This is a genomic window from Chryseobacterium sp. MYb7 (assembly GCF_002979455.1).
Classification (GTDB): Bacteria; Bacteroidota; Bacteroidia; order Flavobacteriales; family Weeksellaceae; genus Chryseobacterium.
The window spans coordinates 53,918-73,789 of sequence record NZ_PCOU01000009.1; the positions used below are offsets into that span (position 1 = coordinate 53,918).

General features: G+C 35.2%; 19 protein-coding genes. 12 read left to right on the forward strand and 7 right to left on the reverse strand.

What is annotated here, in order from left to right; translation table 11 throughout:
* The first annotated feature begins 9 nt into the window (after positions 1–9).
* From hisD to CQ046_RS09340, 11 genes are all read left to right on the forward strand, one after another.
* On the forward strand, positions 10–1,284 hold the full coding sequence (gene hisD, locus CQ046_RS09290) for a histidinol dehydrogenase (protein WP_105701994.1): 1,275 nt from the start codon (positions 10–12) through the stop codon (positions 1,282–1,284).
* 383 nt (positions 1,285–1,667) lie between these two features.
* On the forward strand, positions 1,668–2,693 hold the full coding sequence (hisC, locus tag CQ046_RS09295) for a histidinol-phosphate transaminase (RefSeq protein WP_105701995.1): 1,026 nt from the start codon (positions 1,668–1,670) through the stop codon (positions 2,691–2,693).
* A gap of 158 nt (positions 2,694–2,851) precedes the next feature.
* The gene (gene hisB, locus CQ046_RS09300) at positions 2,852–3,946 is read left to right on the forward strand and encodes a bifunctional histidinol-phosphatase/imidazoleglycerol-phosphate dehydratase HisB (protein WP_105701996.1); all 1,095 of its coding nucleotides are present in this window, start codon (positions 2,852–2,854) and stop codon (positions 3,944–3,946) included.
* Positions 3,947–3,948: 2 nt separating this feature from the next.
* Positions 3,949–4,527: an imidazole glycerol phosphate synthase subunit HisH gene (hisH, locus tag CQ046_RS09305; protein ID WP_105701997.1), complete on the forward strand. Its 579-nt coding sequence runs from the start codon at positions 3,949–3,951 to the stop codon at positions 4,525–4,527.
* 2 nt (positions 4,528–4,529) lie between these two features.
* Entirely contained in the window at positions 4,530–5,252 is a 723-nt protein-coding gene (hisA, locus tag CQ046_RS09310) for a 1-(5-phosphoribosyl)-5-[(5-phosphoribosylamino)methylideneamino]imidazole-4-carboxamide isomerase (protein WP_105701998.1), read from the forward strand.
* Positions 5,245–5,997 (forward strand): imidazole glycerol phosphate synthase subunit HisF, encoded by a 753-nt coding sequence (hisF, locus tag CQ046_RS09315; RefSeq protein WP_105701999.1) that lies wholly within the window; start codon positions 5,245–5,247, stop codon positions 5,995–5,997. Before hisA ends, hisF begins: the two co-directional genes overlap by 8 nt.
* The gene (hisIE, locus tag CQ046_RS09320; RefSeq protein ID WP_105702000.1) at positions 5,994–6,581 is read left to right on the forward strand and encodes a bifunctional phosphoribosyl-AMP cyclohydrolase/phosphoribosyl-ATP diphosphatase HisIE; all 588 of its coding nucleotides are present in this window, start codon (positions 5,994–5,996) and stop codon (positions 6,579–6,581) included. Before hisF ends, hisIE begins: the two co-directional genes overlap by 4 nt.
* Before the next feature lie 254 nt (positions 6,582–6,835).
* Positions 6,836–8,317 (forward strand): TonB-dependent receptor, encoded by a 1,482-nt coding sequence (locus CQ046_RS09325; protein ID WP_105702001.1) that lies wholly within the window; start codon positions 6,836–6,838, stop codon positions 8,315–8,317.
* Positions 8,287–8,958, forward strand: coding sequence for a TonB-dependent receptor domain-containing protein (locus CQ046_RS23970; RefSeq protein ID WP_105702002.1), 672 nt, complete (start codon positions 8,287–8,289; stop codon positions 8,956–8,958). The genes CQ046_RS09325 and CQ046_RS23970 overlap by 31 nt, the downstream gene beginning before the upstream one ends.
* A 228-nt stretch (positions 8,959–9,186) precedes the next feature.
* Positions 9,187–9,549, forward strand: a complete 363-nt coding sequence (locus tag CQ046_RS09335; RefSeq protein ID WP_105702003.1) for a hypothetical protein — start codon at positions 9,187–9,189, stop codon at positions 9,547–9,549.
* Positions 9,549–9,971, forward strand: a complete 423-nt coding sequence (locus CQ046_RS09340) for a hypothetical protein (RefSeq protein ID WP_105702004.1) — start codon at positions 9,549–9,551, stop codon at positions 9,969–9,971. Before CQ046_RS09335 ends, CQ046_RS09340 begins: the two co-directional genes overlap by 1 nt.
* 75 nt (positions 9,972–10,046) lie before the next feature.
* Here CQ046_RS09340 and CQ046_RS09345 read toward each other — a convergent pair whose 3' ends face one another.
* The 7 genes from CQ046_RS09345 to CQ046_RS09375 form a co-directional block, all read right to left on the reverse strand.
* Positions 10,047–11,210: a M28 family peptidase gene (locus tag CQ046_RS09345; protein WP_105702005.1), complete on the reverse strand. Its 1,164-nt coding sequence runs from the start codon at positions 11,208–11,210 to the stop codon at positions 10,047–10,049.
* A 204-nt stretch (positions 11,211–11,414) separates the two neighbouring features.
* Positions 11,415–12,590, reverse strand: a complete 1,176-nt coding sequence (locus CQ046_RS09350; protein WP_105702006.1) for a M28 family peptidase — start codon at positions 12,588–12,590, stop codon at positions 11,415–11,417.
* 64 nt (positions 12,591–12,654) lie between these two features.
* On the reverse strand, positions 12,655–13,833 hold the full coding sequence (locus CQ046_RS09355; protein ID WP_105702007.1) for a M28 family peptidase: 1,179 nt from the start codon (positions 13,831–13,833) through the stop codon (positions 12,655–12,657).
* Between the two features lie 375 nt (positions 13,834–14,208).
* A complete protein-coding gene (rplT, locus tag CQ046_RS09360; protein ID WP_034694451.1) occupies positions 14,209–14,553 on the reverse strand; it encodes a 50S ribosomal protein L20 in 345 nt (114 codons plus the stop codon).
* Positions 14,554–14,672: 119 nt separating this feature from the next.
* Complete coding sequence (gene rpmI, locus CQ046_RS09365; protein ID WP_002979658.1) at positions 14,673–14,870, reverse strand: 50S ribosomal protein L35; 198 nt, start codon at positions 14,868–14,870, stop codon at positions 14,673–14,675.
* 173 nt (positions 14,871–15,043) lie between these two features.
* On the reverse strand, positions 15,044–15,616 hold the full coding sequence (locus tag CQ046_RS09370; protein ID WP_105702008.1) for a hypothetical protein: 573 nt from the start codon (positions 15,614–15,616) through the stop codon (positions 15,044–15,046).
* 188 nt (positions 15,617–15,804) lie between these two features.
* Positions 15,805–16,626 carry an alpha/beta fold hydrolase gene (locus tag CQ046_RS09375; protein WP_105702009.1) on the reverse strand — a complete coding sequence of 274 codons (822 nt, stop codon included), beginning with the start codon at positions 16,624–16,626 and terminating at the stop codon, positions 15,805–15,807.
* A gap of 1,038 nt (positions 16,627–17,664) precedes the next feature.
* Here CQ046_RS09375 and CQ046_RS09385 point away from each other — a divergent pair.
* Positions 17,665–19,872, forward strand: a complete 2,208-nt coding sequence (locus CQ046_RS09385; RefSeq protein WP_105702011.1) for an ATP-binding protein — start codon at positions 17,665–17,667, stop codon at positions 19,870–19,872.

A 19,872-nucleotide genomic window follows, 5' to 3' on the forward strand; every position in this document is an offset into this window, starting at 1 on the left:
GAAAGTACAATGAAAATATACAGATATCCCACAAAAGACACTTGGAAAGACTTGGTTAAACGCCCGGTTTTGGAGCAGAAAGAAATTTCAGGTCTGATTACAGAAATATTTGCAGAAGTTGAAAAAAATGGAGATCAAGCTTTAATAGAATTCAATAAAAAGTTTGATAAAGCAGAAACGAAGAGCATTAAAGTTTCTGATGCTGAAATTCAAGAGGCTGAAAAGCAGATTAATGATGACTTGAGAGAAGCTATTCAACAGGCTAAAGAAAATATATCAATATTTCACGCCTCTCAAAAGACGGAGATTCAGAAGATTGAAACCACAAAAGGGGTTGTTTGCTGGCGTGAAAATCGCGCTGTAGAGAGAGTTGGGATCTATATTCCGGGAGGAACTGCTCCTTTATTTTCTACAGTATTAATGCTTGCAGTTCCTGCAAATCTGGCGGGATGTAAAGAAATCGTACTGTGTACACCACCAGACAAAAATGGAAATATCAATCCCGCCATTCTTTATGCCGCCAAACTTTGTGGAGTTTCGAAAATCTTTAAGACAGGTGGGGCGCAGGCTGTTGCAGCGATGACTTTTGGAACAGAAAGCATTCCTGCAGTGAACAAAATTTTCGGTCCTGGAAATCAGTTTGTAGTAGCAGGAAAAGAATACGCCCAACGTTACGGAGTGGCTATTGATATGCCTGCCGGACCGAGTGAAGTTCTCGTCATAGCAGATGAACAAGCCGTTCCTGATTTCTGCGCTGCAGATCTTCTTTCACAGGCAGAACACGGAAGTGACAGTCAGGTTGTTTTTATCACGACAGACCTTAAAGTGTTTGAAGAGACAATAGAGGCTGTTGGGCAACAAATCAAGGATTTACCAAGAAATGAATTTGCAGGTCAGGCATTAGAAAACAGTTCTTTTATTTTAGTCAATTCTTTGGAAGAAGCCCTTGAGTTCAGTAATCTTTATGCTCCGGAGCACCTTATTCTGGCTATCAATGATTTTGAAAAATATATTCCGAAGGTTCAGAATGCAGGTTCGGTTTTTCTAGGAAACTATTCTTGTGAAAGTGCGGGAGATTATGCCAGCGGAACCAATCACACGCTTCCTACCAATGCGTATGCAAAGAACTACAGTGGAGTTTCGTTAGATAGTTTCGTAAAGAAAATAACATTCCAGCACCTTTCAAAAGAAGGGCTTCAGAATTTAGGAAAAACAATAGAGCTTATGGCAGAAGCGGAAGGGCTGTTTGCTCACAAAAATGCAGTGTCGATAAGATTGAAATAATTAATTGTTGGAAAACGCAAAGACGCAAGAGAATTATAATGAGAAACATTTTTAAGACGCAAGGATTTTATCTCCGATAAAATTGAATAATGTATATAAAAACACAAAACAAAGCGCATACCCTTGCTGAAAATCTTCGATTTTCTTGCGCCTTAGAAAATTGTTACAGAATTAAAAGACTTTGCGCCCTTGCGTTTATCAAAAAAAATGAACCATTAAGAAAATGAAGTATGTAAGCAAAGTTAAGATTCAAATACATTTGAATTCAGCTCATTGCTTAATAAAGATCGGAAGATATTTTCTTCATTATTCTTAATAACTTAATCCAGCTTAACGGTTTAAAAACGGTTTTATAATAATTTTTTTTTAAGAAAGTCAATACAATGAAAAATAATAGTATCAAAACACTCGTAAGAGAAAATATATTACAATTACAGCCCTATATCAGTTTCAGGGATCACAATGAATTTAATGCTCCCGTTATGCTGGATGCCAATGAAAGTCCATTCGGGGAATGCAACCGCTATCCGGATTCTACCCAGAAAAGGCTTAAAAGCAAGCTTGCGGGGCTCAAAAATGTTTTACCCTCACAGATTGCCATAGGAAACGGAAGCGACGAGCTGATAGACCTTATCATTAAAATCTTCTGTGAGCCTAAAAAAGATGCCATTCTGATGATGAATCCATCATTTGCGATGTATGGTTTCTATGCAGCAATCAACGAGAATAAAGTTTTGAAATTGGATTTGAATGAAAACTTTGAAATCGTAAAGAATGATTTTTTAAAAGCGACAGCAGATCCTTCACTGAAGATTTTCTTTTTATGCTCACCCAATAATCCTACAGGAAACAGTGTAGATGATATTGAATTTTATCTTCAGAATTTCAACGGAATTGTAGTGGTAGATGAAGCTTATATTGAATTTTCCGGAAAAAAATCAAGTCTGGAGCTTTTGGACAAATATTCGAACCTGATTGTATTGCAAACCTTTTCTAAAGCGTGGGGAATTGCCGGGGCAAGAGTAGGCATGGCTTATGCATCCGAAGAGATTATCAGCCTTATCAATACTGTAAAAGCACCTTACAATGTGAATGTTCTGAGCCAGGAACTGATTTTAAAGACGTTAGAGGAAGAAAACAGGCTGCAGGAAAATGTAAGCCGTATCTTAGAAGAGAGAGCATGGCTAAAAGAGCAGTTTGAAGGAATTGCATGCATTAAGAAAGTATTTTCAACAGATGCGAATTTCTTCCTGATCAGAATGGAAAATGTTGATAACGTATATTCAAAAATGTTGGAAGAGGAAATTTTAACCAGCAGAAGAGACCCAGCCATTCCTGGATGTATCAGGATTAATGTAGGAAACCGTACAGAAAATGAAAAACTAATTAACCTTTTACAAGAAATATAAATATAAACCATTAAGAAAGATGAAGAGAATAAGAAAAATTAAGATTCATCAAAGATGAATAAGTAAGAATATAGCTCAATTAATCTTTAGCTATGCCCTTAATAATTCTTAATCACTTAAAAAAGCTTAATGGTTAAAAACAATTTTATAAAAAACATATGAAAAAAGTATTATTTATAGACCGTGACGGAACACTCATCATTGAACCGCCTACAGATTTTCAGGTAGATTCTCTGGAAAAGCTGGAATTTTATCCGGGAGTCTTTCAGAACCTGGCAAAAATTGTCAGTGAATTGGATTATGAACTGGTAATGGTAACCAATCAGGATGGATTGGGAACTGAAAGTTTTCCTGAAGAAGATTTCATAAAACCACACGAAAAAATGCTGCAGGCATTTGAAAATGAAGGAATAATTTTTAGTGATATTTTAATTGATAAAAGCTTTGAATCTGAAAACCTTCCTACTAGAAAACCAGGAATCGGAATGCTGAGTAAATACATTTATGGAAATTATGATCTTGAAAATTCTTATGTAATTGGTGATCGAAGTACAGATGTTCAACTTGCTAAAAATCTGAAATCTAAAGCTATTTATCTTAATCAAAACTTAAATAGTGATGCTGAGTTGTCTACAACAAATTGGTCAGAGATTTATCAGTTCTTAAAATCCGGAATGCGAAAGGCTAAAGTCTCTCGCAAAACCAATGAAACAGATATCGAAATTGAAGTTAATCTTGATGGAAACGGAAAGGCAGATATTTCAACAGGGCTTCACTTTTTTGACCACATGCTGGACCAGATTGCGAGACACGGAAATATGGATTTAACCATCAAGGTAAAAGGCGATCTTGCTGTAGATGAGCACCACACCATTGAAGATACAGGAATTGTTCTGGGAGAAGCTATTTTAAAAGCTTTAGGAAAGAAAAAAGGGATTGAAAGATATGGTTTCCTGCTTCCGATGGACGACTGTCTTTCTCAAGTGGCTATCGATTTCGGCGGCAGACCTTGGCTGGTTTGGGATACCCCGTTTAAGAGAGAAAAGATTGGAGATGTACCTACTGAAATGTTCTTTCACTTCTTTAAATCGTTTACAGATGCCTCAAAATCCAATCTGAACATCAAAGCAGAAGGAGATAATGAGCACCACAAAATTGAATCCATCTTTAAGGCTTTTGCAAAAGCCGTTAAAATGGCTGTGAACCAATCAGATAGTAATTACAGTTTACCTTCTACAAAAGGAAGTTTATAAATATGATTGCCATAATAAAATACAACGGAGGAAATGTAAATTCCGTCCAGAATGCTCTCAACAGACTGAATGTAGATTCTATAATCACCGATGATCCCGGGCAGATCTTAAAAGCTGACAAAGTGATCTTTCCAGGGGTGGGAGAAGCTTCATCCACCATGAAGCTGTTGAAGGAAAGAGAGCTTGACCTTCTAATTCCAAGTCTTAAACAGCCGGTTCTGGGAATATGTCTGGGCATGCAGCTGATGTGTAAAGGAAATGAAGAAGGAGATACTGAAGGAATGGGAATTTTTGATATTAATGTTAGAAAATTTCCAGCAAAGGATATTGTTCCGCATATGGGATGGAATACACTTTCAGGGCAGACTTCATCACTGTTTTCAGGAATTGAAAAGAGCAGTGATGTTTATTTTGTTCACAGCTATTATTGTGAGCTTTCAGACTTTACAACTTCTGTTTGTGATTATATCCTGCCGTTTAGCGCCTCATTGCAGAAAGACAATTTTTATGCAGTACAGTTTCACCCTGAAAAATCAGGAATTGTGGGAAATCAGATCGTTAAGAACTTTATAAATTTATAATGATGAAAATAATTCCGGCTATTGATATTATTGACGGCAAATGTGTCCGTTTGTCGAAAGGAGATTATAACACAAAGAAAATATACAATGAAGACCCTGTAGAAGTGGCGAAAGAATTTGAGAGTTTTGGCATTCAGTTTCTTCACCTGGTGGATCTTGATGGAGCAAAATCAAAACATATTGTCAATCAAAAGGTTCTTGAAAATATTGCGGGCTCTACTTCATTACATATTGATTTTGGAGGAGGCTTAAAAACTCAGGAAGATATTGAAACCGCTTTTAATTCCGGAGCAAAACAGATTACTTTAGGAAGTATTGCGGTTCAAAATCCTGAATTCTGCTATGAAATGATCCAAAAATATGGTGCTGAGAAAATTATTCTCGGGGCTGATTGTGACAACAGAAAAATTAAAACTTCCGGTTGGCTTGAAGAAAGTGATAATGACATTATTGATTTTATCCTTCAATATCAGGAAAAAGGGATCCAATCCACAATATGTACTGATATTGCAAAAGATGGAATGCTGGAAGGTCCTTCAACAGGGCTTTATATTGAAATCTTATATAAAACATCCGTTCAGTTGGTGGCAAGCGGAGGAATTTCCGGGATTGCTGATGTGTATAAAATGAAAGATATCGGCTGCGCAGGGACAATCATCGGAAAAGCAATTTATGAAGGAAAAATAAGCTTACAACAACTTCAAAATTTTATTGAAAATGCTTAAAAAAAGAATTATTCCATGTTTGGATATTAAAGATGGAGCTACGGTGAAAGGAATCAATTTTGAAGACCTTAAAAATGCAGGAGATCCTGTAGAGCTTGCCAAAAAATATGAGCAGGAAGGAGCAGATGAACTTGTTTTCCTTGATATTACGGCAACTATTGAAAACAGGAAGACTTTTGTAGAATTGGTAAAAGAGATTGCCAAAGAGCTCAGCATCCCTTTTACAGTGGGAGGTGGAATTTCGTCTGTGGAAGATGTTAGAAAGCTTTTGGAAGCAGGTGCAGACAAGATCAGTATCAATTCCTCAGCGGTAAAAAATCCGGCACTTATTTCTGATTTAGCCAAAGAATTTGGAAGCCAATGCGTTGTGGTTGCTATTGATACAAGACAAGTGGGCGATAAAGATTTAGTTCACATCAAAGGGGGAAGAGAAGCTACCGAACTTTCTACGGTAGAATGGGCAAAAAAAGCTGAATCTCTTGGAGCAGGAGAAATTCTGCTGACTTCTATGGATGGAGATGGCACAAAAAACGGCTTTGATCTTCGTATTACAAAACTGGTTTCAGATAATATAAGCATTCCTGTGATTGCTTCCGGAGGTGCCGGTAATGTGGATGACTTTGTTAAAGTATTTAATGAGACAAAAGCAACGGGAGGATTGGCAGCCAGTATTTTCCATTTTAATGAAATAGGAATTCAGGATTTAAAACAACAGTTAAAAACTCAAAAAATAGAAGTACGATGAAAATAGATTTTAATAAAGATAATGGGCTTGTTCCGGTAATCATTCAGGACAGCAGAACATTGCAGGTTTTGATGCTGGGCTACATGAATGAAGAAGCTTTTGAAAAAACAAAAGAAGAAGGAATTGTTACCTTTTTCAGCCGTTCCAAAAACAGGCTCTGGACAAAAGGAGAAGAATCCGGTAATTTTTTAACGGTAAAAAGTATTGACATTGACTGTGATCAGGATACCATTTTAATTAAAGCCGTTCCAAAGAATGTGGTTTGCCACACAGGAAGTTTCAGTTGTTTCGGAGAAAAGGATGCCAAAGGATTTCTGTATGAACTGGAAGATAAAATATCACAACGAATAGATACTAAAGCTGAAGGTTCCTATACTTATTCTCTCTACCAGAGAGGAATTAATAAAATGGCTCAAAAAGTAGGAGAAGAAGCCGTAGAACTCGTTATTGAAGCTAAAGATAATAACGAAGAGCTCTTTAAAAATGAAGCTGCAGATCTGCTGTATCACTTCCTGATTTTATTGAAAGCCAAAGGATTTTCGATGGAAGAAATTGAAGAAATTCTTAAAAACAGAGATAAATAAAACCTTTGAATTATTTCAAAGGTTTTTTTCATTACGACAGAAAAAAATTATAAAAACAGTTTTCATACATGACGATTATCAGTTGGTGTTGATAAAATAAACTGTAATAGTCATATGAATGGATTATTTTATTTAGATGTGATTAGTGAATTAATTTAAAACTATACCAAACGAAAGGTTGTTAAAACACCCAAATTTCACAGGCTGTCAAAAATCGTACTTTTGTTTTTAATTATTCTAAATAAGACTTAAGTATGAATAAATCTATTTTCTTAATCGGAAGCCTTGTGGCATTTTCTCAAGTGGCTGCCCAGAAAAAAGATTCATTAGAACAGAACAGGCTTGATGAAGTGATTGTTACCGCATCAAGATCTCCGGAAATTGTAAAGAAAACAGCTTCCACAGTTAATATCATCAACAAAAAAGAAATTGCAGAACAATCATTGATTTCTGCCGATCTCAGTAATATTCTTGCCTACAAAGTACCTGGATTAGCATTTGGGAATAACCTGGTGAGCAATAGAGGGCAGACATTAAGAGGAAGAAACGTTCTGATTATGATTGATGGAATTCCACAATCCAGCCCTTTACGTAATAATGACAGAGAAATCAGAAGTATTGATCCTTCGGTCTTAGAACGAATTGAAGTGGTGAAAGGAGCTACTTCCATCTATGGGAATGGTGCAGAAGGAGGAATTATTAATTATATAACCCAAAAAAGTACTTCCGGTAAAATTTTTTCAGGAAGAACCGTATTAGGATTTACCAGCCATGATTTGTTTCATAATAAAATGTTCAAATCAGATGGGGGTGCAGGGTACAGAGTTTCCCAAAGCTTCTTGGGAAAAGCAGGTAAGTTCGATTATCTGGTGAATGGAACTCTTACCCAAAACGGAGTAAAAATAGACGGTGAAGGATTAGTCCAGAATCCAAGATATGGATTGGGCGAGACTGCTGTCAATAATATTTTCGCGAAAATAGGATATGATCTTAATGAGAATAACAGATTGGAAGCGATGTATAATTACTATTCGAGTCTGCAGGATTCCAAATATATTTTGGATCAGGGAAAATATGGCGAACAGCCTTCTACCGGGAAATTAGGTGACAGAGAAGGAGTGAAAGAAGGGACAAGATATAACTACAACGGATATCTTAAATATATCAATAAGAATATTTTCCGTAACACCACCCTCAATACAACCCTATATTTCCAGGACTTTTATACGATTTATGATTACAGGAATGCTCCGAGATGGAAAACAGGAGGGCAATCCGCTATTTTAGAAAAAAAATACGGTTTTAGAGCAGATTTTAATACTGAATTTGGAAAAGAGAAGGGGTTAAAAGGTTCATTGACCTATGGTCTGGATCTTTTAGATGAAAAAACAAGCCAGCCGCTGGTTGACGGAAGAATGTGGGTTCCGGAAATGAATATGCTGGCTGTCGCACCTTTTGTACAGGGAAAATTATTCCTTACAGATGATTTGACGGTAAAGGCAGGCGTTCGATGGGATAAAATGTCCGTAAAAGTTCCGGATTATACTACGTTGCCTTCCAATAAAGATGTTCCGTTCAATGTAGAAGGAGGAAGATTAAACTATTCAAATCTATCTTATAATGTAGGTGTGAGCTATGTGGCATTTGATTTCTTCCAGCCTTTCACCTCATATTCCCGAGGATTTAATATCTATGATTTGGCCGTGTGCTTAGAGATGCAAAGAGCAATGTCTTAAGCGAAATCAATACCGACCCTGTAGTTATTGATAATTATGAAATAGGTTTCAACAGTAAAATAGGGCAGTATGTAGATTTTTCAGCCAGTTATTTTTATAATTACTCCAAACTGGGAGCTGATCTTGTTTCTGTAAACGGTTTCTGGACTCCGCTTCGTGCTCCTCAGTACATTAACGGAGTAGAATTGGCAGTGAATATCTATCCGACACGAGGCTTAACTATCGGAACCAGTTATACTTACCAGGAAGGGAAGGTAGATGTAAAGAATGATAACAGCTACGAAAAATATTTAAGCGGTTTAAGAATTGCACCCGCAAGGTTGAATTCTTTCGTTAAATGGAATGATAAGGTTCAGAAACTACAATTAGGAGTCTATCATATGTACTCATTTAAAAGAGATAAGTTTGAGCCCGCAGCTTCAGGAAAGTATGATGAAGGAGAAGGACCTGTGAAAAGTTTTAACCTTTTCAATGTTCAGGGAAGCTATAAACTAAATAAACTCCTGACCATAGGGCTTGGAATAGAGAATATATTCAATACCTCTTATTTCACACCTACCTCAATGTATACTGCGCGTGATGCAGAATATGTACGCGGAAACGGAAGATATTATACGGTTTCTCTTAATTTTAATTATTAATATGAATCTTTTTTATAAAAACAGCCCTTTTCGCAATAGAAAAGGGCTTATTTTTTTAGTGAAATTATATTTTATTTTTCAGTCATGATATTTGGAAGAATGCTTATTTTAGGAATTTAAATGGATTATTATAGAAAATGAAATATGCTTTAGAAGTCATAGGTGAGAATTTGTTTTATCACTGTACTCTTTTTTAATTTGAAGTAATGTTTTAAAAAGAGAAATAAAATGAGAAGATTATTTATACTGCTTTCTTTTCTTTCATTGATTAATTGTAAACCACAATTGAAGCTGGGAAGATATGCGAGTGTCTGTTATGTTACAGATGCACCAGGTACTATACTTGTACTTAAGAAGAATAGTAATTTCGTTTTGATTTATCCCGGTTCTGTAGAACAATTTTCCGGAATATGGAGTGTAAAAGAGGATACTTTATTTCTGAAATCACAATATCATAATACGCTGGGACAAAATGATAGCGCTTTTGTAAATGAAAAGGAATATTTCATAATAAAAAGAAAGAAATTAATATCTGCTCAAAATAAAAAATGTTTTTTAGTTTTAAAAAAAATAGATCAATCTCCTAAATAATGACTCCGTTACAAAAAGCTAAAGATTTGATGGATAACGGGCAATATATGTCCGCTGTTATAATTTTGCAAAATATAAATGGATTATCTCCAAAGTCTGAAAACTACAGACTATTATTCATGTCAAACTGTTGGTACAAGTTAGAAGAATATCAGTGGGCTATTGATATTGCTAATAATGTATTACAAAAAGATGAATACAATGAAATAGCATCCCAGATAAAATATTTGTCCTATTGTGAACTTAAAGATTTTGATAACGCTTTAGCAGAGATTATACATTTTTTATCATTTAATGAGGCGGATCTTTATAAAGTAACGCTGGAGGAATTATTAACAGATATCAGAGATGGTTTTATTAATGACGAGGATATTGTTTCTAAAATCAAAGAATTGGCATTAAAAAATAACTGTTTTGAATAAAAATATTTGAACGTCTTCTTTTACAAATAAGAACAGCAGGAATATTCCTGCTGTTTTTTATTATAGATTGATTTTTTATCTTTCAATCATGATATTTTTAACAAGCGTCTGATCACCCACTTTCAAAACTCCGATATAGACTCCGTTTTGAAGACCGGAAACATCAACCTTTTTTTCATTATTCACTTTAAGCATTGTTCTTCCCATAGAATTACTGATTTCAAAACTGAAATTACTTTCTTTAGAATCCGGTAATTCAATGTTAATAACATTGCTGGCGGGATTAGGATAGATCTTTACAGTCTCTAATGAATTCTTTGCTACAGGTAATGTTGTAGAAGCCGTTGCAAAATGCTGTAATGCACCTACTGTAGCCTTTCCAATATTATAGACATACACGGGATCCATATTGGTAAAAGTATCTTTGGAGGTATGTGGGTAATTGCTTCTTATTCTTTCAAAAAAACCGGTAATCACTTCACCTTTCTGTTCAAAAGGAATATAATCGGTATCTGCTGCCGGATCTACAGCCGTCTGAAGAGGAGAGTAGAGCGCTGTACAGTTTCTCAACTGCTGAGTTACTGCTGCAGAAGCTGCATTATTGCTGGAAACACCTCCCTGATCTTCATCACAGTACACCGTGTTGTTATTATTTCCTTTTACACCACCTACCTGATCCAGATTGATGACCAGTTTGATATCCAATTTGCGGACACCTCCCTGATATACCACATTATTGACATAGTGGCTGCTTCCTCTCAATCCTTGTTCTTCGCCGGAAAAATGGATGAACTTGATGGAATATTCAGTAGGAACATTTCTTAGAATTCTTGCGGCTTCCAGGATGATAGATGTTCCGCTGCCATTGTCATTCACTCCCGGACCATAAATAGTATCGAAATGCCCACAGATAATAACATACTTGTTAGGATAAAGTGTTCCGGTTTTGGTAATAATTAAATTTTTGGAACTCGTACTTCCGAAAGTAAACGGGCTTTCTACGATTTGACTTGCAGTATAGCCATAAGAAGTATACTTGTTTTTGATCCAGTTCAAAGTGTTGGTATTGGCTACAGAACCAGTAGTTTTTACGCCTAAATTACTAAACTCCTGAAGATTGGCAGTAATGTTGGCCTGGGTAACCATATCCGCTCTGTCTTTATAAGCCTGGATAAAGCTTTGAGCTCCGATGAACTGCATAACGAATGCAGTGCACAAAAGTGTTGTGAATTTTTTCATATGAATAATATTATTTGGTAACACGAATGTAGTAAATAAATCACAACAAAGTGTTTAATATTTCAAAATAAAATGAAATTTAATATGAATGTCATATCGATTTTATGATTTTTATTGTAAATGATTGAATTGTAAGCGTTGGTAAAAAAAATAAAACCTCTGAATGGCTTCAAAGGTTTTTATGTAATAAAGTTTTATAGCAAATTATCTTTCGATCATCACTTTTCTTACTACAGTTTGATCTCCTGTTTTTAAAATCCCGAGGTAAGCACCATTTTCCAATCCGGAGGAATTGATTTTTGTTTCATTGGTTCTCTTGAAAATTGATCTTCCCTGGAAGTCAGTAATTTCAAAAGTGAAATTCTTAATTCCCAAATCAGGAAGTTCAATATTGATGACATCCTTTGCAGGGTTTGGGTAGATTTTAATGTTTTCAAGACTGTTTTTCACAACGGTTTCATAAGTCCCCAATGTTCCTGTAGCAACCGCGAAATGCTGTAATGCTCCCACAGTTGCTTTTCCTATCTTGTAAATGTATACAGGATCGGTATTGGCAAAAGTATCATTCACGGTATGTGGATAGGTGCTTCTTATTCTTTCAAAGAAACCTGTAATTACTTCACCTTTCTGTTCAAAAGGAATATAATCCGTGTCTTCAGCGGGATCTACGGCCGTCAGAAGAGGAGAATACAGTGCAGTACAGTTTCTGAGTTCCTGCGTTACAGCAGCGGAAGCTGCGTTATTTGTTGATAATCCACCCTGATCTTCATCACAGTAAACAGTATTGTTATTATTTCCCATCACACCACCTACTTGATCCAGGTTGAAAACAAGTTTAATATCCAAAACACGGTTACTTCCCTGGTAGGCAACTGTGTTTGCATAATGTGTACTTCCTAAAAGTCCTTGCTCTTCACCAGAAAAATGGATGAATTTTATAGAATATTCTGTTGGAACATCTTTCAAAATCCTTGCTGCTTCAAGGATAATGGATGTTCCGCTTCCGTTATCATTAACTCCCGTTCCGGTAATACTGTCGAAATGTCCACAGATGATCACGTATTTATTGGGATATACGGTTCCTGTTTTAGTAATGACAAGATTTTTGGAGCTGTAACTTCCTGAGGTAAAAGGGTCTTCTGCCATTTGGCTGACTGTATAACCATAGGAAAGATATTTCGTTTTGAGCCATTCCAAAGCATTGTTATTGGCTGTGGTACCTGTTTTTTTTACACCTAATCCTGCAAATTCCTGAAGAGAGGTAGTAATATTGGTTTGATTCACCATATTCGCTCTGTCCTGATAAGCTTGAATGAAACTTTGAGCATTCATACTGCACATCGTGATAGAGGTCAGTAAAAAAGTAGAGATTTTCTTCATTGTATGATTCTAATTCATGAAATCCTGATGGAATTTAAGTTAACATCAAATATTCAGGATGGCATTATTTATTGATGATTATTTTTTTGGTTGTATTTCCTTTTTCTGTCTTAACGGTAACCATATAAACTCCATTTTTAAAGCCTGAAGTATTTATTTTTTCCTCATTTTCAACATTGAGAACTGAATTTCCTACCATGTCATTAATTTCAACTTTAAATTGCTTTACCTTTTGTGGAAATTCTATTGTTATAAGGTCTTTAGCTGGGTTAGGGTACACTCTTACTGCTTCTGCTGAGTTTTGTGCGGTTTCTTTGGTGCTTAAAAGATTGTTGGTTGTAGTAGCTACGGCAAAATGCTGCAAAGCTCCCACAGCAGCTTTCCCTACATTGAAAACATAGACAGGATCAAGATTGGCATAAGTATCATTTACAGTATGCTCATTACTACTTTGGATCGTTTCATAATATCCTGTAATGGTATATCCTTTGCTCTCAAAAGGCATGTAATCTGAACTGTAAGCATGAGAAAGATTGGTCTGAAGAGGAGAGTAAAGGGTAGTGCAGGTCATCAGTTCCTGAGTCATCGTATTAGATATTGCGTTGTTGGAAGATATTCCGCCTTCATCTCTTTCACAGTTGATTGTATTGTTGTTATTTCCTATAAGACCTCCTACCTGATCAATATTTAGAACCAATTTTATATCCAGAACACGAGTACCTCCCTGGTAAGCAACATTATTTACATAATGATTACTTCCCACAAGACCTTGCTCTTCACCGGAAAAATGAATAAACTTAATGGAATATTCTGTAGGAACATCTTTCAGAATCCTTGCTGCTTCAAGAATAATGGAAGTTCCGCTGCCATTGTCACTTACTCCAGGACCTACAATGGTGTCATAGTGTCCACAGATAATGACATATTTGTTGGGATATACAGTCCCGGTTTTGGTAATAATGAAATTTTTTGAGCTATTGCCTCCGTAGGTGAAAGCATCTTCGGAAAAATCACTGGCTGTATATCCGTAAGACAGGTATTTGTTTTTAAGCCAGTCAAAAGCATTGTTATTAGCCGTTGTTCCCGTTGTTTTTACACCCAATCCTGCAAATTCCTGAAGATTGTTATTGATATTGGTTTGGGTCACCATATCAGCCCTGTCTTTATAAGCTTGAATAAAACTCTGTGCACCAATAGTTTGTAGGGCAATAGACGTCAGTAAAAAAACTGCAGCTTTTTTCATTATAGATACTTTTTTTAGAGATTGCTAATATAACAATAAATCATTATTTATTGTCAATAATTATGGATATATTGACTGTATTGCTTATTTTTTCAATAATAATATGTCTTTTTATTTGATTTGTTATTATGTTGGTTTTGTATTCTTTTAATTGGTTATATTGATTTATATTTTTCTATTATTTTAAGTATTTAATGTTAAATATTTAGTATTTGATTCATCGGGGCAATGTATTTCAGTATTGATATGTCAAATTATTATAAAATCTACAGAGAATTGAATTTTGTACTGAAACCAGGATAAGCTTGAAAATATGCAACAAAAAAATCCCGGGAAAAACCCGGGATCTATATTGATAACAAAATCTATTCTACATTATTTTACTTGATCTACAACAGCTTTAAAAGCTTCAGGGTGATTCATTGCTAAATCTGCTAAAACTTTTCTGTTAAGTTCGATGTTGTTCTTTTTAAGAGCTCCCATAAATTGAGAGTAAGACATTCCGTGCTCTCTAGTTCCCGCGTTGATACGAGTGATCCAAAGTGCTCTGAAATTTCTCTTCTTCTCTTTTCTACCACGGTAAGCATATTGCATTGCTTTTTCTACCGCGTTTTTAGCTACAGTCCAAACGTTCTTTCTTCTTCCGAAGAAACCTTTAGCTTGCTTAAAAATTTTCTTTCTGCGAGCTCTTGAAGCTACGGCATTTACTGATCTTGGCATAATTTAAATTGTTTTTTTGAAAAGGGCGGCAACTGATGTTACTCTTATTTGCACCGTTTCAGGGTTAAATTGTTGAATTTGTTTTGAATTCTTATAAACCGAATATAGATTTATAAAAACTACTTAATTGCTAATTGACGTTGAACGCTTTTTTCGTCCACTTTAGCTACGTAAGAAGTAGTAGTAAGATTTCTCTTCTGCTTAGTTTCTTTCTTAGTTAAGATGTGGCTTTTGTAAGCATTTTTTCTTTTGATCTTACCAGAACCAGTAAGAGCAAAACGCTTTTTAGCACCTGATTTCGTTTTTAATTTTGGCATTGTTTTGCTTTTTTATTGTTTTTGTTATCAATATCTGTTTTGGTTACCCCTAAGGACATTAGGAATAATAGTGTGCAAAGATACGAAAAAAATCGATTCGAGCTTCCATAATCTTTGGTTTTATCCTATTTATATAAAAAAACCGCCTCTGTGCAGAAGCGGCTGTTATCATTTTAAGGATATTCATTTACATCCACAGATTTTATTAATGCTCTTTCTTCATTATTACCTCCCAGAATAATTTTTATTCTGTACCCATCCGGAATAAAAGGTCCACGCTTTCTGAAAAGCTGCATTTTAATATGGGGATTGGAAACGGGATAGCTTACAGCTGTGTTGGAAGACCATAGTGGATTCCCGTTATTATAAATAACCAAATTTCCATCTTCCTGAGCAATAAGGTGTGGGAAACCGCCCTGTCTGTCAGTATTAGTTGCCCATAGAGGACGCTCTATACCATTTTGATCTTTATAGTATAAAACTAGATTACTGTCATCCTGCATGATCAGTCTGTATTTACGCTGCTCATGAGAAATTTCAATAGAACTTCCACCGTATATTTTTTGTGGGTGATTTGTAGTTTCTGTAATAAAGAATTCCTGATTAATAGGTATTCCTTTAGCTGTATTACTTTTAGATTGTGCTTCAGTTTGATTTGGTAATGATCCCTGATCAAGGATTTCATCCTGAGCGCAAGATGCCAAAAGCATCGGAAGACTTAATAAAGTCAGTAATTTGGTTTTCATAAGTTATAATTTAACGGTGCAAATGTAACTATTGCAACGTTAAATCACAAATTTGAGACTAAACAAATATCAATTTACCCTTTATTTAAAAGTATTTTTAATTTTATTTAAAACACTAAATGGTGATTTTAATTAAAAAGGCATCGTTAAAAAAAACGATGCCTTTGGAATATTTTAATACAAATTAATTATGATTGAAAAAAAGATAATAAATCTTTATTGATGGTTTCCGCCTCTGTTGTAGGCATACCATGAGGAAAACCAGGATAAGAAATTAGTTTTCCGTTTTTAAGCAGGGTAGCAGCTACTTTACCTGTTGTTTCAAAAGGAACAATCTGATCATCTTCACCATGCATTACCAATACAGGAACATCTACACTTTTAAGATCTTCTGTAAAATCTGTTTCAGAGAATGCTTTTACACAGTCGTAATGAGCTTTGATAGAACCGCTCATTCCCTGTCTCCACCAGTTTCTCTGGATTCCTTCAGAAACATTAGCTCCTTCTCTGTTGTACCCATAAAAAGGGAAGGTAATATCAATGAAGAATTGCTGTCTGTGCTTAGCCGTATTATTTCGGATATCATCAAAAACAGAGATGGGAACTCCATTCGGGTTGTTGTCATTCTGAACCATAATAGGAGTAACTGCGCTTACCAAAACAGCTTTTGAAACTCTTCCGTTACCATGTTTTGCTACGTATCTGATCACTTCACCACCTCCTGTAGAATGTCCTACGTGGATGACATCTTTTAAATCCAGTGCTTCTACAATTTCTGCTACATCAGAAGCATACGTATCCATGTCGTGACCATAAGGAGTCTGCTCTGACCTTCCATGTCCTCTTCTGTCATGAGCAATTACTCTGTATCCCTGTTCAAGGAAGAAAAACATTTGTGCATCCCAGTCGTCACTTGATAATGGCCATCCGTGGTGGAAGAAAATTGGTTGTCCTTTTCCCCAGTCTTTGTAGTAAATTTCTGTTCCGTCTTTTAATGTAAGTGTACTCATTGTTTCTTTTTTTAATGATTAATAATAGAGTGTATCCTATTTTTTTATATTCACAAATGTAGATAGAAAATCTTCACTATATCTTGATGTAAGATAATAATTGATTAATAATTGTTAAACAATAATAATATACAGGTAGTATTATTTTAAAATATATGAGCTACAAGTCTTTATAGTATAAAAATAGACCAATAAAAACCCAAAACAGCTTTTAGATTGTCTATGAAGGCCTGTAGATACAATGAAAAATAGCTGACAATCGGGATTGTATTATTGTTTGATTCTCTCTAATATTGAGGGCTAATATAATATGAAATTCAGAAATACCTGATGATTTCTATAATTTTCTTCTTTTAAAAACTTTTCTAACTTATAAATTTAATTGATCTATGCTTTCATCCGCAGATTTACACCTTGAAAGAGCATTATTCTTTGCTGTACTGATTATTTTTTTCGGAGCAGGAATTATATGCACACTCATTATTTTGATCATTCATTCTTTACGGAAGAAAAATAAAACGGCACGTTATTATTTTCTTTCATTCCTGCTTTCCGGAGTTATGGGACTCGTATTAGCTGCATTTTATTTGTGTATGATACTGTCTTAACAGGTTGGAAATTATATATTAAAAGTATTTTAGAAAATATTCATGGGATTTAAAAAAACCACTGTTATCAGGGATGTTTTGGTGTAACAGCTGTTATTATCTTTGACATCGAAAATTGATTAAGAAGTAAAGTGGCGAAACATCAATATTAATTTAATAACTTCTATAGCTTTCTTTTTCACCCATAATGAAAGGATAAATTCTTATTTCGAACAGACACTACAATATAAGCATGGGTAAAAACAATAACAAAATAAAATTGGGTGGAGAAGAAGCTGTAAAAGTAATATTTGATCTGGATCGGGTTGCCGTTTTGCTTTACGGGATAAAAAGTGATTTTACCGAACAAAACAGCCTCAAAATCAATTAGCGGTATTTGCCTATATTTACGTTCTTTACTATACTAAAACTTAATAAAGATAAGGGGTTGATGCACAGGTTACTATTTATATTTACTTTAATTATTTGTCCGTTTTTTGTTCAGGCACAAGATGTTTTAAGCAAATTAGAAAAGGAATACAACCATGCTTCAAACAATACTGCAGAACAGTTGAATCTTGCTCCCAAATATGCTACAGCCTTATTCTTTCACAATCGAAAGTCTCAGTCTTACCAGATTTTAGAAACCAATATTTCCATGGCTAGAAAACAGGCTGATGGGAAGTATGCTACTATTTTATACGCCGTGCAAGCCATGAATTACCGGTTGGATAATAAAGGATCTGAATCTTCAAAGAGTCTGGAGATGGCAAAAACCTACAGCCTGCAAACAACCAGCAACGAAGCGAAAGGTTATTTGCAATATGCAAAAGGCTGGATTCTGATCCGTAATAATAAAACAACTGATGCTGTTGCTGCTTACCTGAAAGCTATCGAATATTATGAAAACTCACCAACCACTTCCACGCTGTACGGAAGATTTGGTAACGTTGCTAAAGAATTATCAACTATCTATTCCAACCTCAATGAATACCAGTTGGAAGAGAAATACAGCAAACAATTTTTGTTGCTTGCATCCAAACAAAATGACCCTAATCTTATCTTCGACGCCTATATGCGAATGGGCTATGTGTACGAACAGAAATATACTCAAAATCCTTCAGATACAGGGTTTAGGAATAAAACAGAACAGTATTATTTACAAGCTATTACTGCTTTTAATAAAAATAAAGATGCGATGCTCAACAGGAGCAGTCTTTCCTATGTGGCCATCAATTTAGCCAATTTATATACTGGTTTTGATAAAGATAAGGCGATGCAGTATGCCAGATTAGCCAACAGTGTGAGTCTGGAAATAGGTGACCCTATTCATATTGCTTCTTCATTTGGGATTCTGGCTGAGCTGGCTCTACAGGACAAAAATTATGATTTGGCTAAGTCTTACTTTATAAAAGCCTCTATGGAAATTGGGAAAAGTCCTGTCAGAGATCATAATATTGAATTGTCTATCCTTGAATCTTTATCCAGAATTAGCGAAGAACAGGGCAACTATAAAGAAGCGCTCACTTATTATAAAAGTTATGTTGACAAATACAAAAGCGTTTACGATCAGGAAAAACTGGATATTACCAAAAGATTAGAATCTCAGTTTGATAAAGAACGCCAGGAACAGAAATATATCAAACTGCAGCTGGAAAGCGATAAAAAAGCGCAGGAAATTAAGTTGATCAATATCCTTCGGGCACAACGTGAACAGGTATACAACAACTTAAAACTGGTAGAAGAAAATCAACGCGAAAGATTGAAATTCTCAGAACTTGAATCGGAGAAAAAGGAACAGCAGCTTCGTTTGGCAAAATTAGAAACCCAACAGAAGAGTAATGATATTAACAACTATAAAAAGCTGCTGGCATTTAAAGAAAAGATCAATACCTACTACATTTTCTTTATCATATTCTTCATTATTCTGATCCTGTTATTGTTGTATGCTTATAAACAACGCGCCAAGTCTCTTAAGCGAAGAGATGAATTGCATGCTTTAGCCATGGAACAGGAGAAACAAAATTCAAAAATATCTACGCTTACCGCGTTGCTTGAAGGGCAGGAGCAGGAACGTGGCCGGCTTGCCCGTGATCTTCATGACGGATTGGGAGGTCTGCTTTCCGGAACTAAGCATCAGTTGTCTTATTTAAACCCTCATCAGTCTGAAAATATAGAAGAAGGAATTTCCAAATCAATTGATCAGATTGATGGCGCTGTAGAGGAGTTAAGGCGTGTTGCGCACAATTTAATGCCGGATCTGTTAATGAAATATGGTCTGGAAGTAGCTATTCAGGAGTTTGCTTCCCGTATTTCCAATAATGCTTTAGAAATTCACACAGAATTTATCAATCACAGGAATTCTGTATCTCAGGAAAAACAATTGATCATATACAGAATCATTCAGGAATTGGTCAATAATGCCATAAAGCATGCTCATACTTCGGAAATTATTATTCAGATAAGTGAAGAAGAAAATGTATTAAACATAACGGTAGAAGATAACGGCCAAGGTTTTGATCCTAAAAGTTTAGACGTTAGAAAAACAGCAGGTTTTCATAATATAGAATTAAGAATCCAATTTTTAAAAGGAACAATGAATATCACTTCCGAATTGAATATTGGTACCAGTATAGAACTTCAAATTCCTATTCATTAA